Source organism: Ureibacillus sp. FSL E2-3493, from assembly GCF_038077515.1.
GTDB lineage: Bacteria > Bacillota > Bacilli > Bacillales_A > Planococcaceae > Ureibacillus > Ureibacillus halotolerans.
In genome coordinates this window covers 1,479,956-1,498,645 of sequence record NZ_JBBOPK010000001.1, presented here as the reverse complement: position 1 = coordinate 1,498,645, position 18,690 = coordinate 1,479,956, and the positions used below count along the sequence as shown (strand labels likewise).

21 protein-coding genes are annotated in these 18,690 nt (G+C 34.6%); 5 read left to right on the top strand and 16 right to left on the bottom strand.

Translation table 11 applies throughout. The features are described from left to right. Nucleotides 1–68: 68 nt before the first annotated feature. The 8 genes from MHH69_RS07625 to MHH69_RS07590 all read right to left on the bottom strand — a co-directional run bounded on the left by MHH69_RS07625 (nt 69) and on the right by MHH69_RS07590 (nt 6,434). Nucleotides 69–1,574 (bottom strand): lmo1851 family serine protease, encoded by a 1,506-nt coding sequence (locus MHH69_RS07625; RefSeq protein ID WP_122971735.1) that lies wholly within the window; start codon nt 1,572–1,574, stop codon nt 69–71. Nucleotides 1,575–1,703: 129 nt separating this feature from the next. Next, a complete protein-coding gene (deoD, locus tag MHH69_RS07620) occupies nt 1,704–2,408 on the bottom strand; it encodes a purine-nucleoside phosphorylase (RefSeq protein WP_122971734.1) in 705 nt (234 codons plus the stop codon). A 116-nt stretch (nt 2,409–2,524) separates the two neighbouring features. Then, nucleotides 2,525–2,746: a YozE family protein gene (locus MHH69_RS07615; protein WP_122971733.1), complete on the bottom strand. Its 222-nt coding sequence runs from the start codon at nt 2,744–2,746 to the stop codon at nt 2,525–2,527. 174 nt (nt 2,747–2,920) lie between these two features. Next, nucleotides 2,921–3,352, bottom strand: coding sequence for a peptide-methionine (R)-S-oxide reductase MsrB (gene msrB / locus MHH69_RS07610; protein ID WP_122971732.1), 432 nt, complete (start codon nt 3,350–3,352; stop codon nt 2,921–2,923). Continuing rightward, nucleotides 3,345–3,878, bottom strand: a complete 534-nt coding sequence (gene msrA, locus MHH69_RS07605) for a peptide-methionine (S)-S-oxide reductase MsrA (protein ID WP_341362030.1) — start codon at nt 3,876–3,878, stop codon at nt 3,345–3,347. The genes msrB and msrA overlap by 8 nt, the downstream gene beginning before the upstream one ends. Nucleotides 3,879–3,891: 13 nt before the next feature. Further along, nucleotides 3,892–4,470 (bottom strand): YpmS family protein, encoded by a 579-nt coding sequence (locus MHH69_RS07600; RefSeq protein WP_158599684.1) that lies wholly within the window; start codon nt 4,468–4,470, stop codon nt 3,892–3,894. Between the two features lie 108 nt (nt 4,471–4,578). After that, complete coding sequence (locus MHH69_RS07595) at nt 4,579–5,487, bottom strand: GDSL-type esterase/lipase family protein (RefSeq protein WP_241559301.1); 909 nt, start codon at nt 5,485–5,487, stop codon at nt 4,579–4,581. Between the two features lie 104 nt (nt 5,488–5,591). Continuing rightward, nucleotides 5,592–6,434: a DegV family protein gene (locus tag MHH69_RS07590; RefSeq protein ID WP_122971729.1), complete on the bottom strand. Its 843-nt coding sequence runs from the start codon at nt 6,432–6,434 to the stop codon at nt 5,592–5,594. Between the two features lie 201 nt (nt 6,435–6,635). Between MHH69_RS07590 and trhA the strand changes: the two genes are divergently transcribed. Beyond that, complete coding sequence (gene trhA / locus MHH69_RS07585; RefSeq protein WP_122971728.1) at nt 6,636–7,277, top strand: PAQR family membrane homeostasis protein TrhA; 642 nt, start codon at nt 6,636–6,638, stop codon at nt 7,275–7,277. Nucleotides 7,278–7,361: 84 nt separating this feature from the next. On the opposite strand, the gene MHH69_RS07580 is transcribed toward trhA, so the two are convergent. The 7 genes from MHH69_RS07580 to folA all read right to left on the bottom strand — a co-directional run bounded on the left by MHH69_RS07580 (nt 7,362) and on the right by folA (nt 13,753). After that, on the bottom strand, nt 7,362–8,246 hold the full coding sequence (locus MHH69_RS07580; RefSeq protein WP_122971727.1) for a peptidylprolyl isomerase: 885 nt from the start codon (nt 8,244–8,246) through the stop codon (nt 7,362–7,364). A 108-nt stretch (nt 8,247–8,354) separates the two neighbouring features. Then, nucleotides 8,355–9,761, bottom strand: a complete 1,407-nt coding sequence (locus MHH69_RS07575; RefSeq protein WP_122971726.1) for a HAMP domain-containing sensor histidine kinase — start codon at nt 9,759–9,761, stop codon at nt 8,355–8,357. Then, nucleotides 9,745–10,425, bottom strand: coding sequence for a response regulator transcription factor (locus tag MHH69_RS07570; RefSeq protein WP_122971725.1), 681 nt, complete (start codon nt 10,423–10,425; stop codon nt 9,745–9,747). The genes MHH69_RS07575 and MHH69_RS07570 overlap by 17 nt, the downstream gene beginning before the upstream one ends. A gap of 118 nt (nt 10,426–10,543) precedes the next feature. Beyond that, complete coding sequence (locus tag MHH69_RS07565; RefSeq protein ID WP_122971724.1) at nt 10,544–10,960, bottom strand: potassium channel family protein; 417 nt, start codon at nt 10,958–10,960, stop codon at nt 10,544–10,546. Between the two features lie 105 nt (nt 10,961–11,065). Continuing rightward, entirely contained in the window at nt 11,066–12,580 is a 1,515-nt protein-coding gene (locus tag MHH69_RS07560) for a flotillin family protein (protein ID WP_122971723.1), read from the bottom strand. Between the two features lie 16 nt (nt 12,581–12,596). Continuing rightward, nucleotides 12,597–13,127: a hypothetical protein gene (locus MHH69_RS07555; RefSeq protein WP_122971722.1), complete on the bottom strand. Its 531-nt coding sequence runs from the start codon at nt 13,125–13,127 to the stop codon at nt 12,597–12,599. A gap of 143 nt (nt 13,128–13,270) precedes the next feature. Further along, nucleotides 13,271–13,753 (bottom strand): type 3 dihydrofolate reductase, encoded by a 483-nt coding sequence (folA, locus tag MHH69_RS07550; RefSeq protein ID WP_122971721.1) that lies wholly within the window; start codon nt 13,751–13,753, stop codon nt 13,271–13,273. 146 nt (nt 13,754–13,899) lie between these two features. On the opposite strand from folA, the gene MHH69_RS07545 reads away from it, so the two are divergent. The 4 genes from MHH69_RS07545 (at nt 13,900) to MHH69_RS07530 (ending at nt 18,008) form a co-directional block, all read left to right on the top strand. Further along, entirely contained in the window at nt 13,900–14,706 is an 807-nt protein-coding gene (locus tag MHH69_RS07545) for a hypothetical protein (protein WP_122971720.1), read from the top strand. A 130-nt stretch (nt 14,707–14,836) separates the two neighbouring features. After that, nucleotides 14,837–15,286, top strand: a complete 450-nt coding sequence (locus MHH69_RS07540) for a hypothetical protein (protein ID WP_122971719.1) — start codon at nt 14,837–14,839, stop codon at nt 15,284–15,286. Between the two features lie 16 nt (nt 15,287–15,302). Next, complete coding sequence (locus MHH69_RS07535; RefSeq protein ID WP_421930388.1) at nt 15,303–16,256, top strand: TRM11 family SAM-dependent methyltransferase; 954 nt, start codon at nt 15,303–15,305, stop codon at nt 16,254–16,256. Nucleotides 16,257–16,439: 183 nt separating this feature from the next. Beyond that, nucleotides 16,440–18,008, top strand: a complete 1,569-nt coding sequence (locus tag MHH69_RS07530) for an IS1182 family transposase (RefSeq protein ID WP_341361769.1) — start codon at nt 16,440–16,442, stop codon at nt 18,006–18,008. A 118-nt stretch (nt 18,009–18,126) separates the two neighbouring features. On the opposite strand, the gene MHH69_RS07525 is transcribed toward MHH69_RS07530, so the two are convergent. Then, nucleotides 18,127–18,405, bottom strand: a complete 279-nt coding sequence (locus MHH69_RS07525) for a hypothetical protein (protein WP_122971718.1) — start codon at nt 18,403–18,405, stop codon at nt 18,127–18,129. Nucleotides 18,406–18,690: the final 285 nt, after the last annotated feature.

Genomic DNA, 18,690 nt, shown 5'->3' with positions numbered 1-18,690 from the left:
TCGAACAAAAACAGCCCTTTCTACATCATTTTATAATTGTTCTACATCATTGAATTGATCCGAAATTTTTAATTTCCTGCTAAAATTTCTTTTCCTTTCAATACATGTGGATCTTCTTTCTCTATTTTTTCTCGAATAGTATCCATCAAAGCATAAGTCGTTTCTCCAACAATAACTCCAGTTGGATCTAATTTTTGATCTTCTTGGAATTGCTCAACAGCTTCTTTCGTTGCTTCGTCAAACTGATCGTCAACTGTTCCAACATCATAACCTAACGCATTTAAAATTTGCTCTGCAGAGTTAACAGATTCGGATACATTGCCAACAGTAAATTCTGTTTCTGGATTAATATAAGTAACTGTCGCATAAGCAGGGTATTCTACAACTTCGTCTGGTTCAATCCCTTTTTCATTAATCCAGTTACCATTAGGTGTTAACCATTTACCAGTTGTGTATTTTAAATTAGAGCCGTCCGGCAATGTACTTACTGTTTGGACTGTTCCTTTACCGAAGCTTGTAAGACCAACAATTTTCGCTCCTGCTGATTCCCTTAAAGCACCAGCTAAAATTTCAGAAGCAGATGCACTACCGTTATCAATTAAAACGACAACAGGAAGATTATATTTCTTACCGCCTTCTGCTAGTATCACTTCTGGATCTGCTTCCCCTTCACGACCTTCTAGTTGTACAATCGGTTTTCCTTCGTCAATAAATAAATTGGCAATTTCAATCGCTGAATTTAAATAACCACCTGGATTTTGTCGAACATCTAATAAAACGCTCTTCATTCCATTCTTTTCATACTCTTCTAAAATGGCCGTTAATTCATCATAAGTTTGTTCACTGAAAGATGTAATTTGGATATGGGCAATTTTATCGTCTCCCATTTCTCCGTAAACTGTTTCAATTGGAATCTCATCTCGAACAATCGTTACTTCCATTAATTCGTCCGAGTCACCCCGTTGGATTGTAAGCTTAACAGGTGTACCTTTTTCACCACGAATTAATAAAACCGCTTCTGAAGCACTCATGCCTTGAATACTTTCCCCGTCTACCGTCAAAATAATATCTTCAGGTAATAGCCCAGCTTTTTCAGCAGGTGAGTTTTTAATTGGTGATACGATGACAATATTGCCGTTCCGTTCTTGAATCTCCGCTCCAATTCCTTGGAAACTTGATGAAAGATCACTATTGAACTGTTCTGCTTCTGTCTCATCCATAAAATCAGAATATGGATCATCTAAAGCATCAAACATACCGTTAATAGCACCAGTAATGACAGCTTTCTCATCTATATCGACATAATAATTTTGCTTTAACTCATCATAAGCTTCATATAATTTTGAAAACTCTTTTCTTTCTTCTGGTACTGTCACTTCTACTACTTTCTTATCTCCGAAAGTTAAAGTAAAGATTGTTATACCCGCTGTAACTATTATGGTGAAGAACATCAGCATAATAAAAGTAAACGGTTTAATGCGAATAAATTTTTTTGCAGGCTTTAATTGTTCCTCTTGTTCAATATTGTCCGTTTGTTCTTTTTGTTCCATTTCTTGTTGATTTTGATCATCCATCTAGTTCACCACTCTCATTTTACACTTAAAAGTCGTTACTACCATCATAACAGTTTCACATCTTTACGAAAAGAAAGACTGTCAAAAGACAGCCTTACGAAATGAAATATGCAAAGCATCAGATGATTATTACTCTTGAATTGCAGCTTCAAGGGCAACGACAATCATATCGTTAAATGTTGTTTGACGTTCTTCAGATGTTGTTACTTCACCTGTTAGAATATGATCAGAAACCGTCAATACAGATAGCGCTTTACGTCCAAATTTAGCAGCTAGTGTATAAAGGGCAGCTGATTCCATTTCTACCGCTAGTACACCATATTGAGCTAATTTTTCGTTTTGATTTTCATCTGAATAAAACATATCAGCAGTAAAGATATTACCTACTTTTAAATTTAATCCAGCAGCTACACCAGCATTGTAAGCTTTTAATAATAGATCAAAATCTGCAGTAGGAGCAAAATCAATGCCGTTGAAAATAATTTCATTCATTTTTGAATCTGTTGAGGCAGATTGAGCGATAATCACGTCGCGTACTTTAACATCCTTTTGAATTGCTCCACAAGTACCAACACGGATTAATTTTTGCACACCGTATTCTTGCATTAACTCTGTTGTATAAATAGAAATTGACGGCACACCCATTCCTGTACCTTGTACAGAAATACGTTTTCCTTTGTATGTACCTGTATAGCCAAACATATTTCGAACTTCATTATAACAAGTTACATCTTCTAAAAATGTTTCAGCAATATATTTCGCACGTAATGGATCTCCTGGTAATAATATCGTATCTGCGATTTCACCTTGTTTTGCATTAATATGGACACTCATGAATAATCCCTCTTTCCAATATTCTCAAATTAAAATATACTTGCTTTTCTAACATTGTGCAATGATTTACCTTCTTATACAAATTTTTCACGATAAAATTGACGAAAAATTGTCGATTATCCGAACTTCGTTTCGTATAAGTCCCATAGTTCATCAAAGGCTTGGGTCGTTAAATGTTCATCCGCCATTGTTTCGATATAGCTGGATAGTTCTTCAAAGGAAGAGCTAGCAATTGGAAAACTATGATCTAAAAAAGCCCTTTCCGCAAATCGAGTTTTCGGATCATTCCAATCTCCCCCTCTAAAAGAAAGAACATATAAGTAAAAACTAGTTTTCACATGGACACTCCTTACTTAAAAGCGAATAAAAAGTAGAGATTTTATTTTCCATTATATAACGAAAGAATAGTAAAACAAATCGTTTGAATAGATAAAAATCGCGGGGAAGAAATCATTCCCCACGATTCATTAAGAAGTTTTAATATATAAGGAAATCCGTCTATAAGTTATACGTTATTTTTCAAAAAGCTTTAAGTATTCCCCGTATCCTTCTTCTTCTAATTTCTCTTTCGGTACAAACCGTAGAGCTGCGGAGTTAATACAATACCGTAAACCGCCCAACTCCTGTGGACCATCAGGAAATACATGTCCTAAATGGGAATCTGCTGTTTTACTTCTAACTTCCACACGTCTCATCCCATGGGAAGTATCAAAATGCTCCGTTATTTCTTGCTCTTCAATCGGTTTCGAAAAACTTGGCCAGCCACAACCCGCATCATATTTATCTTTCGAACTAAATAATGGTTTACCAGATACAATATCGACGTAAATTCCTTCTTCAAAATGTTGATCATACTCATTTTGATATGGTGGCTCTGTACCTTGTTGTTGTGTTACATAATATTGCATTTCAGTTAATTGTTTAAGTCTCTCTTCTTTATTCATGTTTATTCCCCCAATTTTGTTGAATAAATGCTGCTCTTCCTGAACCGATATGGTATCGTTCATAATGCATTGGATTTTTTTTATAGTAATATTGATGATAATCTTCTGCAGGGTAGAAAGTTTTTGCAGGTAAAATTTTCACTGCAATTGGCTTATTAAATTTTCCCGACTTCTCCAGTTGTTCCTTTGACTCTTCTGCAATTCTTTTTTGCTCTTCATTATGATAAAAAATTGCCGTTGTATAGGATTCTCCCCGATCGTAAAATTGACCTCCTGGGTCAGTCGGATCGATTAATGTCCAGTAAGTCTCCACTAATTTTTTATATGGATATACTTCCGGGTCAAAGGTGATTTGGACAGCTTCCAAATGACCGGTTGTTTCCGAACACACCTGTTCATAAGTAGGATTTTCAACATGTCCACCTGTATAACCTGATACTACTTCCTCAATTCCCGGTTGTTGATCAAAGGGTTTCACCATACACCAAAAGCAACCACCTGCAAACGTAGCAATTTCTTTTTTCAAAAGACAACCCTCCTTATTTATTTGGTACGATCACTTCTAACAAAATATAGTTATTTTCTAAATCGATTTCTTTCGCTTTTATATGGGCTCCAGAAGGTAAAGATAAATTCGACAAATCAACAAAAATTTCTTCTTCATTTGGTCGTACGACAATCCATTGAGGAAATTCGACTGCATCATTCATTAATTTTAAAACAGTAACAGGTGGTATATTTAGTTTACCAACATTTACAGAAGTTTGCTTTAATTGAACATTGCCATCTTCATTTACAATAGGGTCAAATTCCATTGAAAAGGGTACCGTAACGCCAAATACGGTCAATTCACTTTTTAAAATGATTGCATCACCTACAACAATATCGACTGGAAGAGACGTACTTTTCAACTCATTTTCCAAAAATTTTAATACAATTTTTTCAAAATCTTCAGCTGTTGTTTCAACTAACAATACACTATCAGTCGGTTGAGCCGTTATACTTTCCCTTCCAATTTGAACATCTTCCCCTGGAGAAGCCGCCCAAAATATGAAAATTGCAACTAATATAATGATTGTCCCTATTAAAAGAAAAAAGGCGACTTTCCATTTATTCACCATCGTCCACTCCTTAACATCAAGATCTGTTTCCATTTTAACTATGTATGCTACTATTTTTTCTAAAGTGACGTCAAAACAGAAGTAGAGGTAATCTATAGAGTATTTTTAATCAAATAAAAACAAGCCATTTGATTGCTCTTCTACTTGACAAGATTTCATCATTGATACAATTCGCTCTGTCATAATTGTATATCCGTAGCCATTCGGATGAAAGAAATCTGTATGATAAACTAAATTTGCATTGGAATCAAATAAATCTTCCACATCCACAAAACAAGCATTATCATATTTTTTTGAAATATCCTCAATCGTTTGGTTCCATTCAGAAATGATTGACTCCAGATCTGTTATTTCATCGGTAATCAGTGAAAAGGGATTGTATAAACCAATTAAAATAATTGGTACATCGGGATTTCTCATTCGAATTTCTTCCATAATTTGATCGTACCGCTCACGAAATTTTACCAATTCTTTATCAAATGCTTCTTTTTTTAGTTCAAATAAATCTTGTTTGACGACTTTCATAATATCGTTACCGCCAATGGTCATTGTAATTAATTCAGAGTTTCTAATTTCCGAATCGTAATGCCCTTTTTCAAGTAACGAAAGTAACTGGTCACTTCTGCGCCCTCGTTTGCCTCTATTGTCCAGTACGACTTCAGAGATTTCTGTCCATTGTTCAAGCTTCTCCGCTAATCTTTTAGTATACCCATTTTTGTGTTCTTCATCCCCAACTCCACGGGTTAATGAATCCCCTAATGCTAAATAATATATTTTTTTATCTTCTACTTGAACCGCCTCAGGCTTTGAGAAATCATCAAAAATATAATCTTCTATCGTAAATGGCAATGTATTTTTTGAAGTATCCTTTGTTTCCTCTGTTGAATCCATAGTTTCGGTAAGGGACTTTAAATCATTTATTTCATTTGTTGTGACATTTGCTGCACAACCAAAAAGAAAAAAACATATGACCAATAGAATGGTTATAATTTTCAGTATGATGACTCCTTTCACAAAATTTTCATGTTTCCTAATTAAAATGTGGGCATTTTTTCAATAAAAAAAGCTATCAATCACCTCATGAATAGTATATGAGCGAATGATAGCGAGTTTTCTTGTTATTCTGCAAAATAAATAAATCCGATAGCTCCAGGTCCTGTATGGGTACTTATAATCGGAGAAGTAAATTTTGTCTCTATATGATGGAATCCTGTTGATTCAATTAATTGTTTTAACGGATTGCCTAAAGTCATTAAACCATCCGCATGGGATATCCCCACTGCTTTTACCGTCTTCCCTTTTGTATCTTCTTCATATTGTTTAAACAAGAAGTTGACAACTTGTTTATGACTTCTTACTTTCGCAACTGGCGTATATGAACCATCATCCAAAGTGGCAATCGGTTTAATATTTAATAAAGAGCCAATCATACCTGTCCCTTTCCCAATTCGACCACCTTTAATTAAGTTTTCTAACGTATCAACGACAACAAATAATCTTGTATTTTTTCTAACTTCATCAAGTCTAGATAATATTTCTTCAACGGTTGCCCCAGCATCCCGTAATCGAATCGCTTCTCGAATTTGAATAGCTAGTCCAATGGCAATATATCTAGAGTCAACAACTGTTACATCGGATTTTGACAATTCAGCCGCTTGTCTAGCAGAATCAACGGTACCACTCATAGAACCTGTCATATGAATGGAAATAATTTGATCTCCATCTTTTCCAAGTTCATCATAAAGTTCTTTAAACTTGCCTGGAGCGGGCTGAGAGCTTTTTGGTAATTCCTTTGCATTTTTCATTAACTCTAAAAATGATTCAGGCTCGATGTCTTCTCCATCAACATATGTTTTCCCTTCGATTTGAATCGATAAAGGTACCACTTTTACGTCATGTTCTAATAATTCTTGTTTTGTTAAATCACAAGTTGAATCAGTTACAATATGAATTCGTCCCAAAATGACACATCCTTTTATAGCATAACTTCATTATAATGAGAATGTTTTATGACTGTAAACATGACAAATGTAATTACATTAAGGATAAACTTCGTACTCTGTTATAGTTATATCCATCCCACGATAGTGAAACAATATGACAAATGATAGTGTTAGAACAATCCGATTCGCAGTATAGTGAACAGGATAGGAGTGAGTTCAATGAATCATGAAGAAGCATTTGATTATAAAAATTGGAAAGAAGAATTATGGAATGCCATTACCCATGGCATTGGATTGCTAATCAGCATTCCAGCATGTGTCATCTTAATCCTAATAGGTGTACAATCGGGACATGCAATCGAGATTACTGCCTATTCCATTTTTGGAGCATCACTCGTTCTGCTGTTTTTAATGTCCACTTTATTGCATAGTATGCCCGAAAAATATAAAAGATTTTTCTCTATTTTAGATCATTCATCCATTTATGTTTTAATTGCAGGGACGTATACCCCCTTTTTATTAATTGCAATCGGTGGTGTGCTCGGAATCGTCCTTTTAAGTATCGTTTGGTCCATTGCACTATTTGGCATCGTCTTTAAATGTTTGTTTATTCATAAGTTTGAGACCTTTTCTTTATTGCTTTACATTGCAATGGGCTGGTTAATCATATTTGCTATTAAGCCTCTATATGAATTTTTACAATTCGATGGCTTTACCTTCTTATTAATAGGTGGGTTATTGTTTACGTTTGGAGCTATATTTTATGCTTGGAGAAAGCTACCTTATAACCATGCGATTTGGCATTTATTTGTCATAGCAGGTTGTGCTTGTATGGTAATTTGTGTTGCCATTTACTTATAAAATTAATACTTATGAATTCAATGTATTTAAAAAAATCTGCCCTTTAAAAGGAGCAGATTTTTCACTTCTTACAAAAAATCTTTTTTATTCCGTTAGTTTATTCACGATATCGTATTCACCCATTTTTTCTGTTAGCCACGTTGCATATTGTTCATTTGCCTTCGATTCTAATAAGTCTTGATAAACAGTATCTTTCACTTCTTCATATACCGCTTCTTTTTCCTCCACTTTATCCGTTACTTTTATAACATGGAACCCATATTCCGTTTCCACTGGTTCACTACTAATGTCACCAACTTCCATTGCAAAAGCTGCCGTTTCAAAAGCTTCTGCCATTTCCCCTGTACCGAAGTATCCAAGGTTTCCACCATCTTCATTCGTTGCCGTATCAGTAGAATATTCTTTCGCTAGCTCAGCAAAATCTTCTCCTGCATTTAATTTTCCGATTACCTCTTGTGCAATTGTTTCATCCTCCACTAAAATATGGCTAGCTTCCACTTCAGCAGCTTGTCCATAGGTTTCTTTATTTTCTTCAAAAAAGGTCTGTATTTCATCATCTGTAATGCCTAAATCATCTTCCATTACTTTAAAAGTTAACAAATACGTTTCCATATCCTTCTTTATATCTTCCACATCCATCCCATAGGAATCGAGCATTTCAAGTAACGTTTCTTCCCCTCCATACTGGGAAGCATACTCTTCATATTCCGCTTGAAGTTCCTCCTCCGAAACTGAAACGCCTAATTCTTTTGCTTCAAGCTCAATGATTTTGTCCGTAATTAATGAATCTAACACTTCTGATCCATATTGGGCTGTTAACGTTTCATTTAATTCCTCTTCCGTAATTTCTTCACCATTTACTGAGGCAATCAAAGTTGATTTACTTGAGCATCCTACTAACCATATACTTGCAACAATTGGAAGGGTCATCACTTTTAACGTTTTTTTCAAATCATTTCGTTTCATCATTTTAATTCCTCCGTTTTTATCTCTTTTAGTACATGTTCAACTTTAATTGGCGAATGTGTCAGCAAGATGTCAAAGATTAAATAAATCGAATATGAAAAAACGTAGCGATCAATCTTCGCTACGTTTCACTTTTTTCAATAGGAGTTCAAAACAAGTACCGCTTTGGTTACTTTCTTTTAACTGAAGGTCCCCTCCGATTGATTGGGCCATCATTTTACTAAGAGGTAACCCTAAACCGAGACCGCGCACAGTATATTTTTTATTTTCCCCTCTAAAAAATCGTTCGAAAATAAAAGGTTGATCTTCCTTATTTATACCGGAACCTGTATCTTTTACAAATACTGTGACATCATGCTCCCTTTCCTCTAATGTAATCGTAATTTTCCCATCATCAATCATCGATTGGCTTGCGTTTGTTAATAGGTTCGTTACAATTTGTTGGATTCGAACTAAATCAGCTAATACAAATACTTCCCTTTCTAAACAATGGTAATCGAAGTCGATTTGCCGATCAGGTAAAGTTGCCTTCCATTGGGAAAAGATATCAGCTATCAATCGATTAATTTCATAATGGTTTATTTTCACTGGTACTGCATCAACCGCAAAGGAATTAAAAGCCAATAAATCTCCAACCATTGTTTTCATTTTTGTTGTTTCCACTAAGGCCATTTTTATAAATTCTTCCGCCTCATCTCCCGTGACAACACCATCTTTAACAGCTTGTAGGAGCCCACTTATGGATGTAACCGGTGTCTTTAATTCATGAGTAACTCCTGCTAATAACTCCGTTCTCGTTTTCTCCAACTGTTGCAGACGACTTGCCATATCCTTAAAGGATGATACAAGCTCATATACTTCATTTTCTTTTATAGAAGAGGATAATTGAATATGATAATTTCCCGATTGCACTTGTTTCGCAGCTTCTGCTACTTTCATAATCGGTCGGGATAGTCTGCGGGATAAAAAATAAATGGCAACCCAACCTAATATTCCAAGGGCAATAATAAATATCGCCAATTGACCATACTGTTGCTTTACTTCAGTTAAATGTTGTTTCGTTTCCAGTACAAAAACCCAGCCGACGACTTCGTTTTCCATTTCAATTTCTTTCTTTACTACATAATATGTTTCATTCGTAGAAGGACTTTTTATTTTACTTAACTCTTTATTTTGTAACAATTCATTAAAATCAATATCAACGAGTGGGTTAAAAGGTCTATTGACAGAAACCAACTCTCCCGTTTGATCAACGATGTAAACAATTGGATCGATGTCTCGAAAGTTAAACCAATCTCTTTCTTCAATCGATTTAGGCAACTCTTTTGGTGTATCCGTAATTCTTTTCACTGTATCTTCTGCCATAAACGTCATCATTTCAAGACGATATTCTAATGTTGTATGACGTATCCACATCGCGAAAATAAGCGATATAATGAGCAAGCCAATACATAATGTTAATACATATCTACTCGTCCAATAAGTTAATAAGGAAACTCGTTTATTTTTTATAGACATGGAATTGATAACCTAACCCTCTTAAAGTTTTAATTTCCCCTTGCTCTGGTGGCCAATGGGCAAGGGCTTTTCTAAGCCGCTTAATGGCTAAGTCTACCGCCCGATCACTGCCATCATATTCCCACCCCCACACTTGTTCAATAAGCTGGTCCCGTGTAAATGTTTGATTTGGGTGTTCTGCTAGAAACAATAGTACTGATAAATCTCGTGGCGTTAACACGACCTCTTCTCCGTTTAAATAAACCGAATGCCCTTTAAAATCTATTTCTAATTGGCCAAATTTCACTGTATCCATTTGGATGAAGGAGGATCTTTTTAATACTGCCTTTACACGGGCTACCACTTCATCTGCATTAAACGGTTTTGCGATATAATCATCTGCTCCTTCATGGAATCCTTCTAATTTATAATGGACATCACCTAAAGCCGTTAACATAATGACTGGACAGTTGCCGTTTTGACGAATTTCTTTTAATATCGTCCAACCATCTTTTCCAGGCAACATCACATCTAATAATACTAAATCAGGATTTTCATTTATAAAATTAGTCATAGCATCTAGCCCTGTAAACACTTGTATAACGTCATATCCTTCCTTTACTAAGTAGGCTTTTAACACTTTATTGATGGCCAGTTCATCTTCAACAATCATTACTTTGCTCACTAGAGAATCACCCTTTTCGATACGCATCTCTTTTTTTCAACATATTATAACATCCTTATATGTCAACAAGATGTCAAAAAAAGAAGTCCTAGTTCTCTCCAACTTAGGACTTCTTTTATCATTTTTTGTTTGGTAATGTTTTTGTTTTCAACTGAGTCGGCACTTCAGTCTCATCAATGTGTATATTTTTATTTAAGCGGTATTTTCTTTTCGGAGACTCTTTAATCATCGAACGACCTAATGTCAAAAGTAACGCAAACATTAAACCGGTACCTATAATTAAATACAAAATCGTAAACAGTTTTGTTCCACTTGTCGAAGGGGTAAGGTTCGTATTCACTCCTGTAGGAATTAAACTGACGACTGCAAAATAGGCAGCATCAAGATAAGACCAACCTTCAAATTTAGAATAAAACAAAGTACCAGATAAAACGATGAAAGCAACTGTTGTTAAAATGCTAACAAATTTAGGCTCTTTCACTGCATGAAACAACGCTTTCATCAATCTTCCAAAACTTATAATGACAGAAACCATATGATAACTCCTTTTTTTATACAACTACTAAAGTATTTTTGCATTATACTATAAATTTTAGTCGTTATCATATGATTAATCGCTTTGTTCATTACGATAACATATTTATACTAAATGTTTCTCTTCTTCCTTTTCATCTAGTTGTTGAATCGGTTGATCGAATGTTCTTTTACCTGAAAAATTTTCGATGAGTTCTTTTACATCAATCCCGGAAGAAGCTTTTAACGTTTCTTGGAGTGAGGACATTAAGTTCGTTGCATAAGATGTAATGCGGTTTGCACCGCCACCTTCCCCATTTCCTGTGTCAACCACTGTAATTTTATCGATGTTAGATAACGGACTTGCTACTTCTTTTGCATACTCTGGCATCATACGAATAATCATATCAAGTACTGCCGCTTGACCGAATTGTTCGAAGGCTTCAGCAATTTTTCGTTTCGCTTCAGCTTCAGCTAAACCTTTTAATCGAATAATTTCTGCTTCCGTTTCACCTTGTGCACGTTCCGAATCAGCTTTTGCTAACCCGTCCAAACGAATTTTTTCCGCCTCAGCTTTAGCTAGCGATTCAATACGATATTTTTCAGCATCTGCTTGTGCCAATTCTCTCATTTTTTGAGCGGCAGCATTTTGTTCAATCGCATAACGATCCGCATCCGCTTTTTTCTTCACTTCGGAATCGTATTGTTTCTCTCGACGTAGTATTTCTTTTTCTTCCAACTCAATTTGCTTTTGACGTTCAATAATTTTAATTTGCATTTCTTGTTCTGTTACTTGTTGTTTTGCCTTGGCTGATTCCAACTCATAAGCTTGGTCCGCATGGGCTTTCGCCACATCTTGTTCACGTCGGAATTCTGCAACTTTTAATTGATTTTCCTTTTCTGCCTCTGCAATTTCTGTCGCCCGTAACAATTCAGCTTTTTGGGCTTCTTTTTCTGCTTCCGCTTTCTTAATACGTGTCTCTTTTTCAGCCTCGGCTGTTGCTATATCGGCATCCCGTTTTACTTGGGCAATTCTCGGCTTCCCTAAAGAATCTAAATAACCATTTTTATCGCGAACATCCTTAATTGTAAAGGATACGATGACTAACCCCATTTTCGCTAAATCTTGCGTTGCAACTCGTTGCACTTCTTGGGAGAATTTATCTCGATTTTTATAAATTTCTTCCACTGTCATTGACCCTAAAATGGAGCGGAGATGACCTTCTAAAACTTCTTTCGCCTCATTTTCTCGATCTTGTTTACTTTTCCCTAAAAATTGTTCTGCTGCTGTGGCGATTTCTGAAATAGATCCTCCAATTTTTATAATAGCCGTACCGTCGGCCATTACAGGAACTCCTTGTTCTGTATAAACTTCGGGAGTTGTTACTTCTAGTTTACTAGATAATAAACTAAGTGGTTCAGATTGTTGGAATACCGGGAAAACGAATGTTCCTCCACCACGAATAATTTTAATGCGGTTACCCGAGTCATCTGTGTGGACATTTTTTGATCCTAAAAAACTACCTGTTACAATCAATGCTTCATCTGGTCCCACTGTTTTGTATTTTGTAATATAAACCGCAACGATGGCCACAATGATAAACAATGCGACCCCAATAATAATCATTGTACTTAGCATCATAATAATTCCCCCTTAATTATTTAAATTGAAAAGTTGATTCGTATTTCTTTACATAAACGGTGCCCTCCTTTGCTTCGATGACGAGAACTTCCTCATCATAATCAATCGCTTCGTTATCAAATCCTGTCGCCCGTTTCGATATGACTCCATTGACCGTTTCGATTACGATTTCACCAAATCCATCTACTGGAATTGGAACAATCACTTTTCCCACTTGACCACCAAGGGATTCTTCCGTGTAAGCTAAAGAAACTTCTGCACTTTTTAATGGGACAAGTATGAAATAATAAATAATGGCACTAACAATAGCAGAAAGAATACAAGATATTATAAGGATTATTAAACTTGTCATAGAACTATATTTTTCTAATAAAAAACCTGCTGCAGATGTAATGGTAATGAAGGATAAAATGACAGCTGGATCAATAAACGGAATGCCTTCAAACACACCATCAAAAACTTCGGAGAACAATAGGTAAACAATCGTGATGCAACCTACAATAATTAAAGTAAATAGGTAAATCGTATGGAGTTCTAAACCGCCCAATCAATATCACCTCATCTTCCAAAATAATCCTATAACTTATGTACGTTTAATTCGTCATTAAGTTTCAAATTATTTAGAAAAATTTAAATAAAATAAAAAAGTTTTCACCCTTTTTACAGTTGGCGAAAACTTTTGTAAGATGGTTATTTTTTTCTATCATAAATATAGTAAGTATATGCATACCCATCCGGCACTTCGATCGGTTCACTTTTGGAAACTATCGTCCATTCCTCCCCATCATACTCTGGGAAAAACGTATCTCCTTGAAATTCATAGTCGATTTTCGTTATATAAAGACGGTCTGCTATCGGAAGGGCCAATTTAAAAATTTGTTCACCACCGATAATCATTATTTCGTCTTCGTTCGAAACAAGCTTTAATGCTTCCTCCAGGCTTGAAACGACCTCGATCCCTTCTGCCGTATAGTTTTCATTTCTTGTAATGACAATATTTCTTCTGCCAGGTAATGGTCTACCGATCGATTCAAAAGTTTTTCTTCCCATTATCATCGGTTTACCCATCGTTTGTTCTTTGAAATATTTTAACTCTCCAGGTAAATGCCAAGGCATTTTCTTTTCGTATCCAATAACTCGATTTTTGTCATGGGCGACAATTAATGAAATCATATTTTCTCTCCTACTTTTTTAGACATTTTCCTATTCTATTTTATACGTTTTTATTCATATTTTTACAAAAATTTTAATATAAATAAATGATAGACATTTTTCATTGCTAATAGTTTTCATAATAAAAAGATAAAGGAAGTGATTTTTTGATTACGTTAATGAAACAAAAATCATCCATTCAATTAGAAGGATATCCCATTAACACAGAAATTAGCGAGACAGTTTATGACGATTTAGTTAAAAGTAATAGTAAATATTTGAATGTGGATAAAGAGAAACAAGTGATTACCCTTAAACGCTCCTTTTTTAAAAAGAATAAGCAAGTTCAAAATGTTACTCGATTTTTTGTTGAGTTAAACGATGATAAAATACTAATTGAAACACCTCAAATGAAAAATAGTCTTGTTTCCAATTCCAACTTTGAAGATGATTTAATTACTAGTAATTATAAAAACAAAACGATTGCAATTATTTTAGAATCCCCTCATATTGACGAGTATGAACAAAATAAAGAAAAACTAACACCTATTGGAGCTGCTCAAGGACTAACAGGGAAAAAAATAGAAAAGAACATGAATCAATTAATTCGCACTTTAAACGAATATCAGGTTATAGAGGAGCAACATAAATACCGAGTGATTATTATAAATGCGGTTCATTATCAAACTTCTTTACATTTTATCCATGAAAAAGCAATGAATAATAATTATCGTGAGTTACGGGATAAAATTTGGGTTAAAATGTGGACAGAAATGCCCCAAATAAAAAATGACTTTTTAAAACAAATTGAAACATTAAAAAAAGATTCCATTTTAATTAATGCGTGCCCAAAATCATTAAAACCTTTCATTAATCAAGAGTTCATTCCATACGCTTCAAAATTTCATCTATTTGAAAGCAATCATCCTACATCAACAGAAATCTGGACGAAAAGTTTATTTAAGTTAAATTAATTGTTGGTATTTTAACATTTACCGAAAATTATGGTACACTTGTATAAACAATAACGTTACAGAAGACAGCTAAAAGGCTGTCTATTTTTGTGAAAAAACATACTACAAAAAATTAGGAGGTTTCCCTCAGATGAAGCTTACAGAAGTTTACATTGAACGTTGTGATAAAGACAGTGAAGAATTAATTTCAAAAGAAAATTATTCCTTTCTTACTTCCTCAATTCAACATTTGAAACAAAATATGAACGAATTCCTTTATATTGAATCCCCTTCCTTTGAAAATATTAAGACGGATGCCTTATCCTTTGAAGTCGATGACGTATTTAAAACTTATATGGTTTTGCTTGGGTTTAAAGTGCAAAAAAAACATGCAGATGGGATTAAATCCTATTTAGCTGAACATTTACATGGTGAAAATGCTTTTTATAGTTGTAGTTTTTCTGGTGAAGAAGGTTTATGGGAACTAAATATCCCAATCGATTTTATGGAAGGTTTCCACGAAGAACAATCAATAGAACAAGTTTTATCGATTACTTATCACTTTTTAGATCAATTAACAAAATCAATTGAATATCAATAGAATGAAGGATGATTATTTGAATAACCTACAAGATTACGACACTTATATTTACACTTACGTTCACCATAAAGATGAATTCGATCTTTGTCGAATGGAGATGCGTTCCTTTTTTGGTACCGATACAACTTCAAATTATATGATTAGCGATGTTAAAGTAGACCCAAGTCGTAGCCCATTTATTGAAGAGCGACTACAAGTCATCTTTCAAGCCCACCATTTATCTGAGATAAAAGATTCTTTGAAAGAGATGCAAGAAACAGCTACTACCTTTAAAGTCGTTTGTTTAAACAAGATGGATATCGGGGAAACAAAAAAAATTCCCCATCCAGAGCGCCGGGCCATTGAACGTGAAGTTGGATTATGTATTGACGGAGAGCCAGATTTAGATCATCCTGAAATAATTTTCGGATTAATTTCGATTGAAAATAACTGGTATTTCGGAAAATACGAAAAAAGTATTTCCGTCTGGCGTGAACACTTACATAAACCAAACAGTTATTCTACTGCTTTAAACACGAGAGTGGCTCGAGCTATTGCCAATATTGCCGTTCCTAAACCAGCTGGTATTTCTGTCATTGATCCATGCTGCGGAATTGGAACAGTAGTGATTGAAGCTCTATCAATGGGGATTGATATTGTCGGAAGGGATATTAACCCCCTCGTATGTATAGGAGCAAGGGAAAATATCGCTTATTTTGGACTAGAAGGTACAATTACGAAGGGACCGATTTCGGAAGTTAACGAGCATTATGATGTAGCGATAATCGATTTACCATACAATCTTTATACGCATATAACACGTGAACAACAATATGAAATTATTCAAAACGCAAGACGAATTGCAGATAAAGCGGTCATCGTAACCGTCGATACGATTGATCATTTAATTGAAAAATCCGGTTTTACAATTAGCGATCGTTGTGTTGCGAAGAAACATTTATTTGTTAGACAAATTCTGTTATGTGAATAATTTATCCATTGGAAAATCCATTAAAAAAGAGGCTGGGACAAAACCCACCTCTGAAATGAAAAGCCGGTGAAATTTTACGATAAGTAAAATTTCACCGGCTTTGATTATTTTAAATAAAAAATAAGGACCACTTCTGATAAAATTAAGTCACCACAACAAAATTATACAGAAAGAAGGATCCTTATGTTTAAAGATTATAACATGAATCAACTCGTTTTGCCTTTAGATTTAGAAGTAAAATTACAAAATAATGATATTGCTTTCCATATCCATCATCTAGTTGAAAGTATCCCTCATGAAGCGTTCGAACCATTTCTACGAAATGAGGGGTGTCCTGCCTATCATCCACGTATGATGCTTAAAATTATCTTATGTGCCTATACACAATCTATCTTCTCAGGACGGAAAATTGAAGCCCTATTAAAAGACAGTATCCGAATGATGTGGCTAGCCCAAGGATATGAACCAAGCTACCGTACAATCAACCGATTCCGTATTCAACCAGAAGTGAAAGATTTAATTCGTCAATGTTTCGTTCAATTCCGTTGCCAATTGATTGAAGAAAAGCTTATTGATCAAGAAGCGATTTTTATCGATGGTACAAAAATTGAAGCAAATGCGAATAAATTTACGTTTGTTTGGAAGAAAACCATTGAAAAATATCACCAAAATTTAATTGAAAAGTCAAACCAGCTATACAATGAGCTACTAGAGAGTGAAATCATACCTGAAATTCAACGTGAAAGCGATAAACAGTTATCATTGGAAGAACTCGCTCAATTAGTTCAAAAAGTGGACGATGTCGTAACTGAATATGATAAACAAATTGAAACATCATCAGATGTTCTAGAACGAAAAGCCTTAAGAAATAAACGTAAATACCCGAAACAATTACGCAAGCAGTTGATTGATTTTGTCCTACGTAAACAAAAATACGAAAGAGACTTTGAAATCTTTGGTACACGCAATAGCTATTCTAAGACAGATTCAGATGCGACGTTTATGCGAATGAAAGATGATTATATGCAAAACGGACAATTAAAAGCTGGATATAATGTACAAATCGCAACGGAAGGTCAATATACGCTTGCCTATAGTATATATACAAATCCAACAGATACACGTACGTTAATTCCATTTCTAGATGAGATTGAGCAGCATTATTTTGAGTTACCAAAACACATTGTTGCAGATGCAGGTTACGGTAGTGAACAAAACTTTCATGATATCCTTTCGAATAGAAAACGAGAAGCACTTATTACGTATAGTATGTATTTGAAAGAACAAAAGAAAAAGTATAAACAAAACATATTTAATCCCGATAACTGGACGTATGATGAAGAAACCGATACATATACATGTCCTAATCAAAAACGTCTTGAATTTCAATATTATTCTGTCCGTAATGACCACACAGGCTTCCAACGGAAGCTCAAAATTTACGAGTGTGAAGACTGTTCGGGATGCCCATTCCGTTCATCGTGTACCAAAGCTAAAGAAGGCAACAATCGAAAATTAATGGTAAATGAAAAATGGGAACAGCAAAAAGAATATGTAAGAGCAAAGCTTTCAGAAGAGAAAACAAGTGCCATTTATCGAAGACGCAAAATCGATGTGGAACCAGTTTTTGGATTCTTGAAGGCTAATTTGCGTTTCACTCGATTTTCTGTACGAGGAAAATCGAAGGTAGAAAACGAAATGGGCCTCGCATTAATGGCTGTGAATTTAAGAAAATTCATGGCCATTAACTAAAGAAAAAAAGAATTTACATACAAAAATAGAGAAAGGTGAATTTGAGTTTCCTCAAATTCACCTTTCCCACTATTTGAAGCTAGTTATGTCCCAGCCTCTTTTTTGTTGTAACAGATGCTTAATTCGTTGTTTTTTGACCATCCACTACTGATAAGCACCATGAGAAATTATCCCAAGCCGAATACCAACCACTAAAAACTTCTGAAGAATCATCCCAACGGACATCAAATTTTTTCTGACCATCCACGTCTATTAAATATAGTGCAAGGGTATCATCCGCTCTAGATACCGCTAATTTCATACCGTTTTCAAGTTCTTCTTCTGTAAATGGAACGTCGGAAACCGAACGTAATTGTGCTTGTTCAAATACTTGTTTGTTAATAATTTTGTAATTCATCGTAATCCTCCAATAAATCTTTAGTTAACGTTTAGGAGATGTTTCGTTAAAACATAACTTTAAAAGTATATTCTATTATCATCTTACACTTAAACAATAACTTCATATTTTATTTTTCTATTTGTTCTATGAATTCGTTCAAAAAACCTTTCAGTTTCTCAAAAAGTCTTCCATTTAGAACAATTATTTTCATATTGCAGCTCCCTTAAATAAGGCATAAATGATTACAATACGTATTTTGATAATAACATAGATAGCCGATAAAAAAAATCACCTCTTGATCAT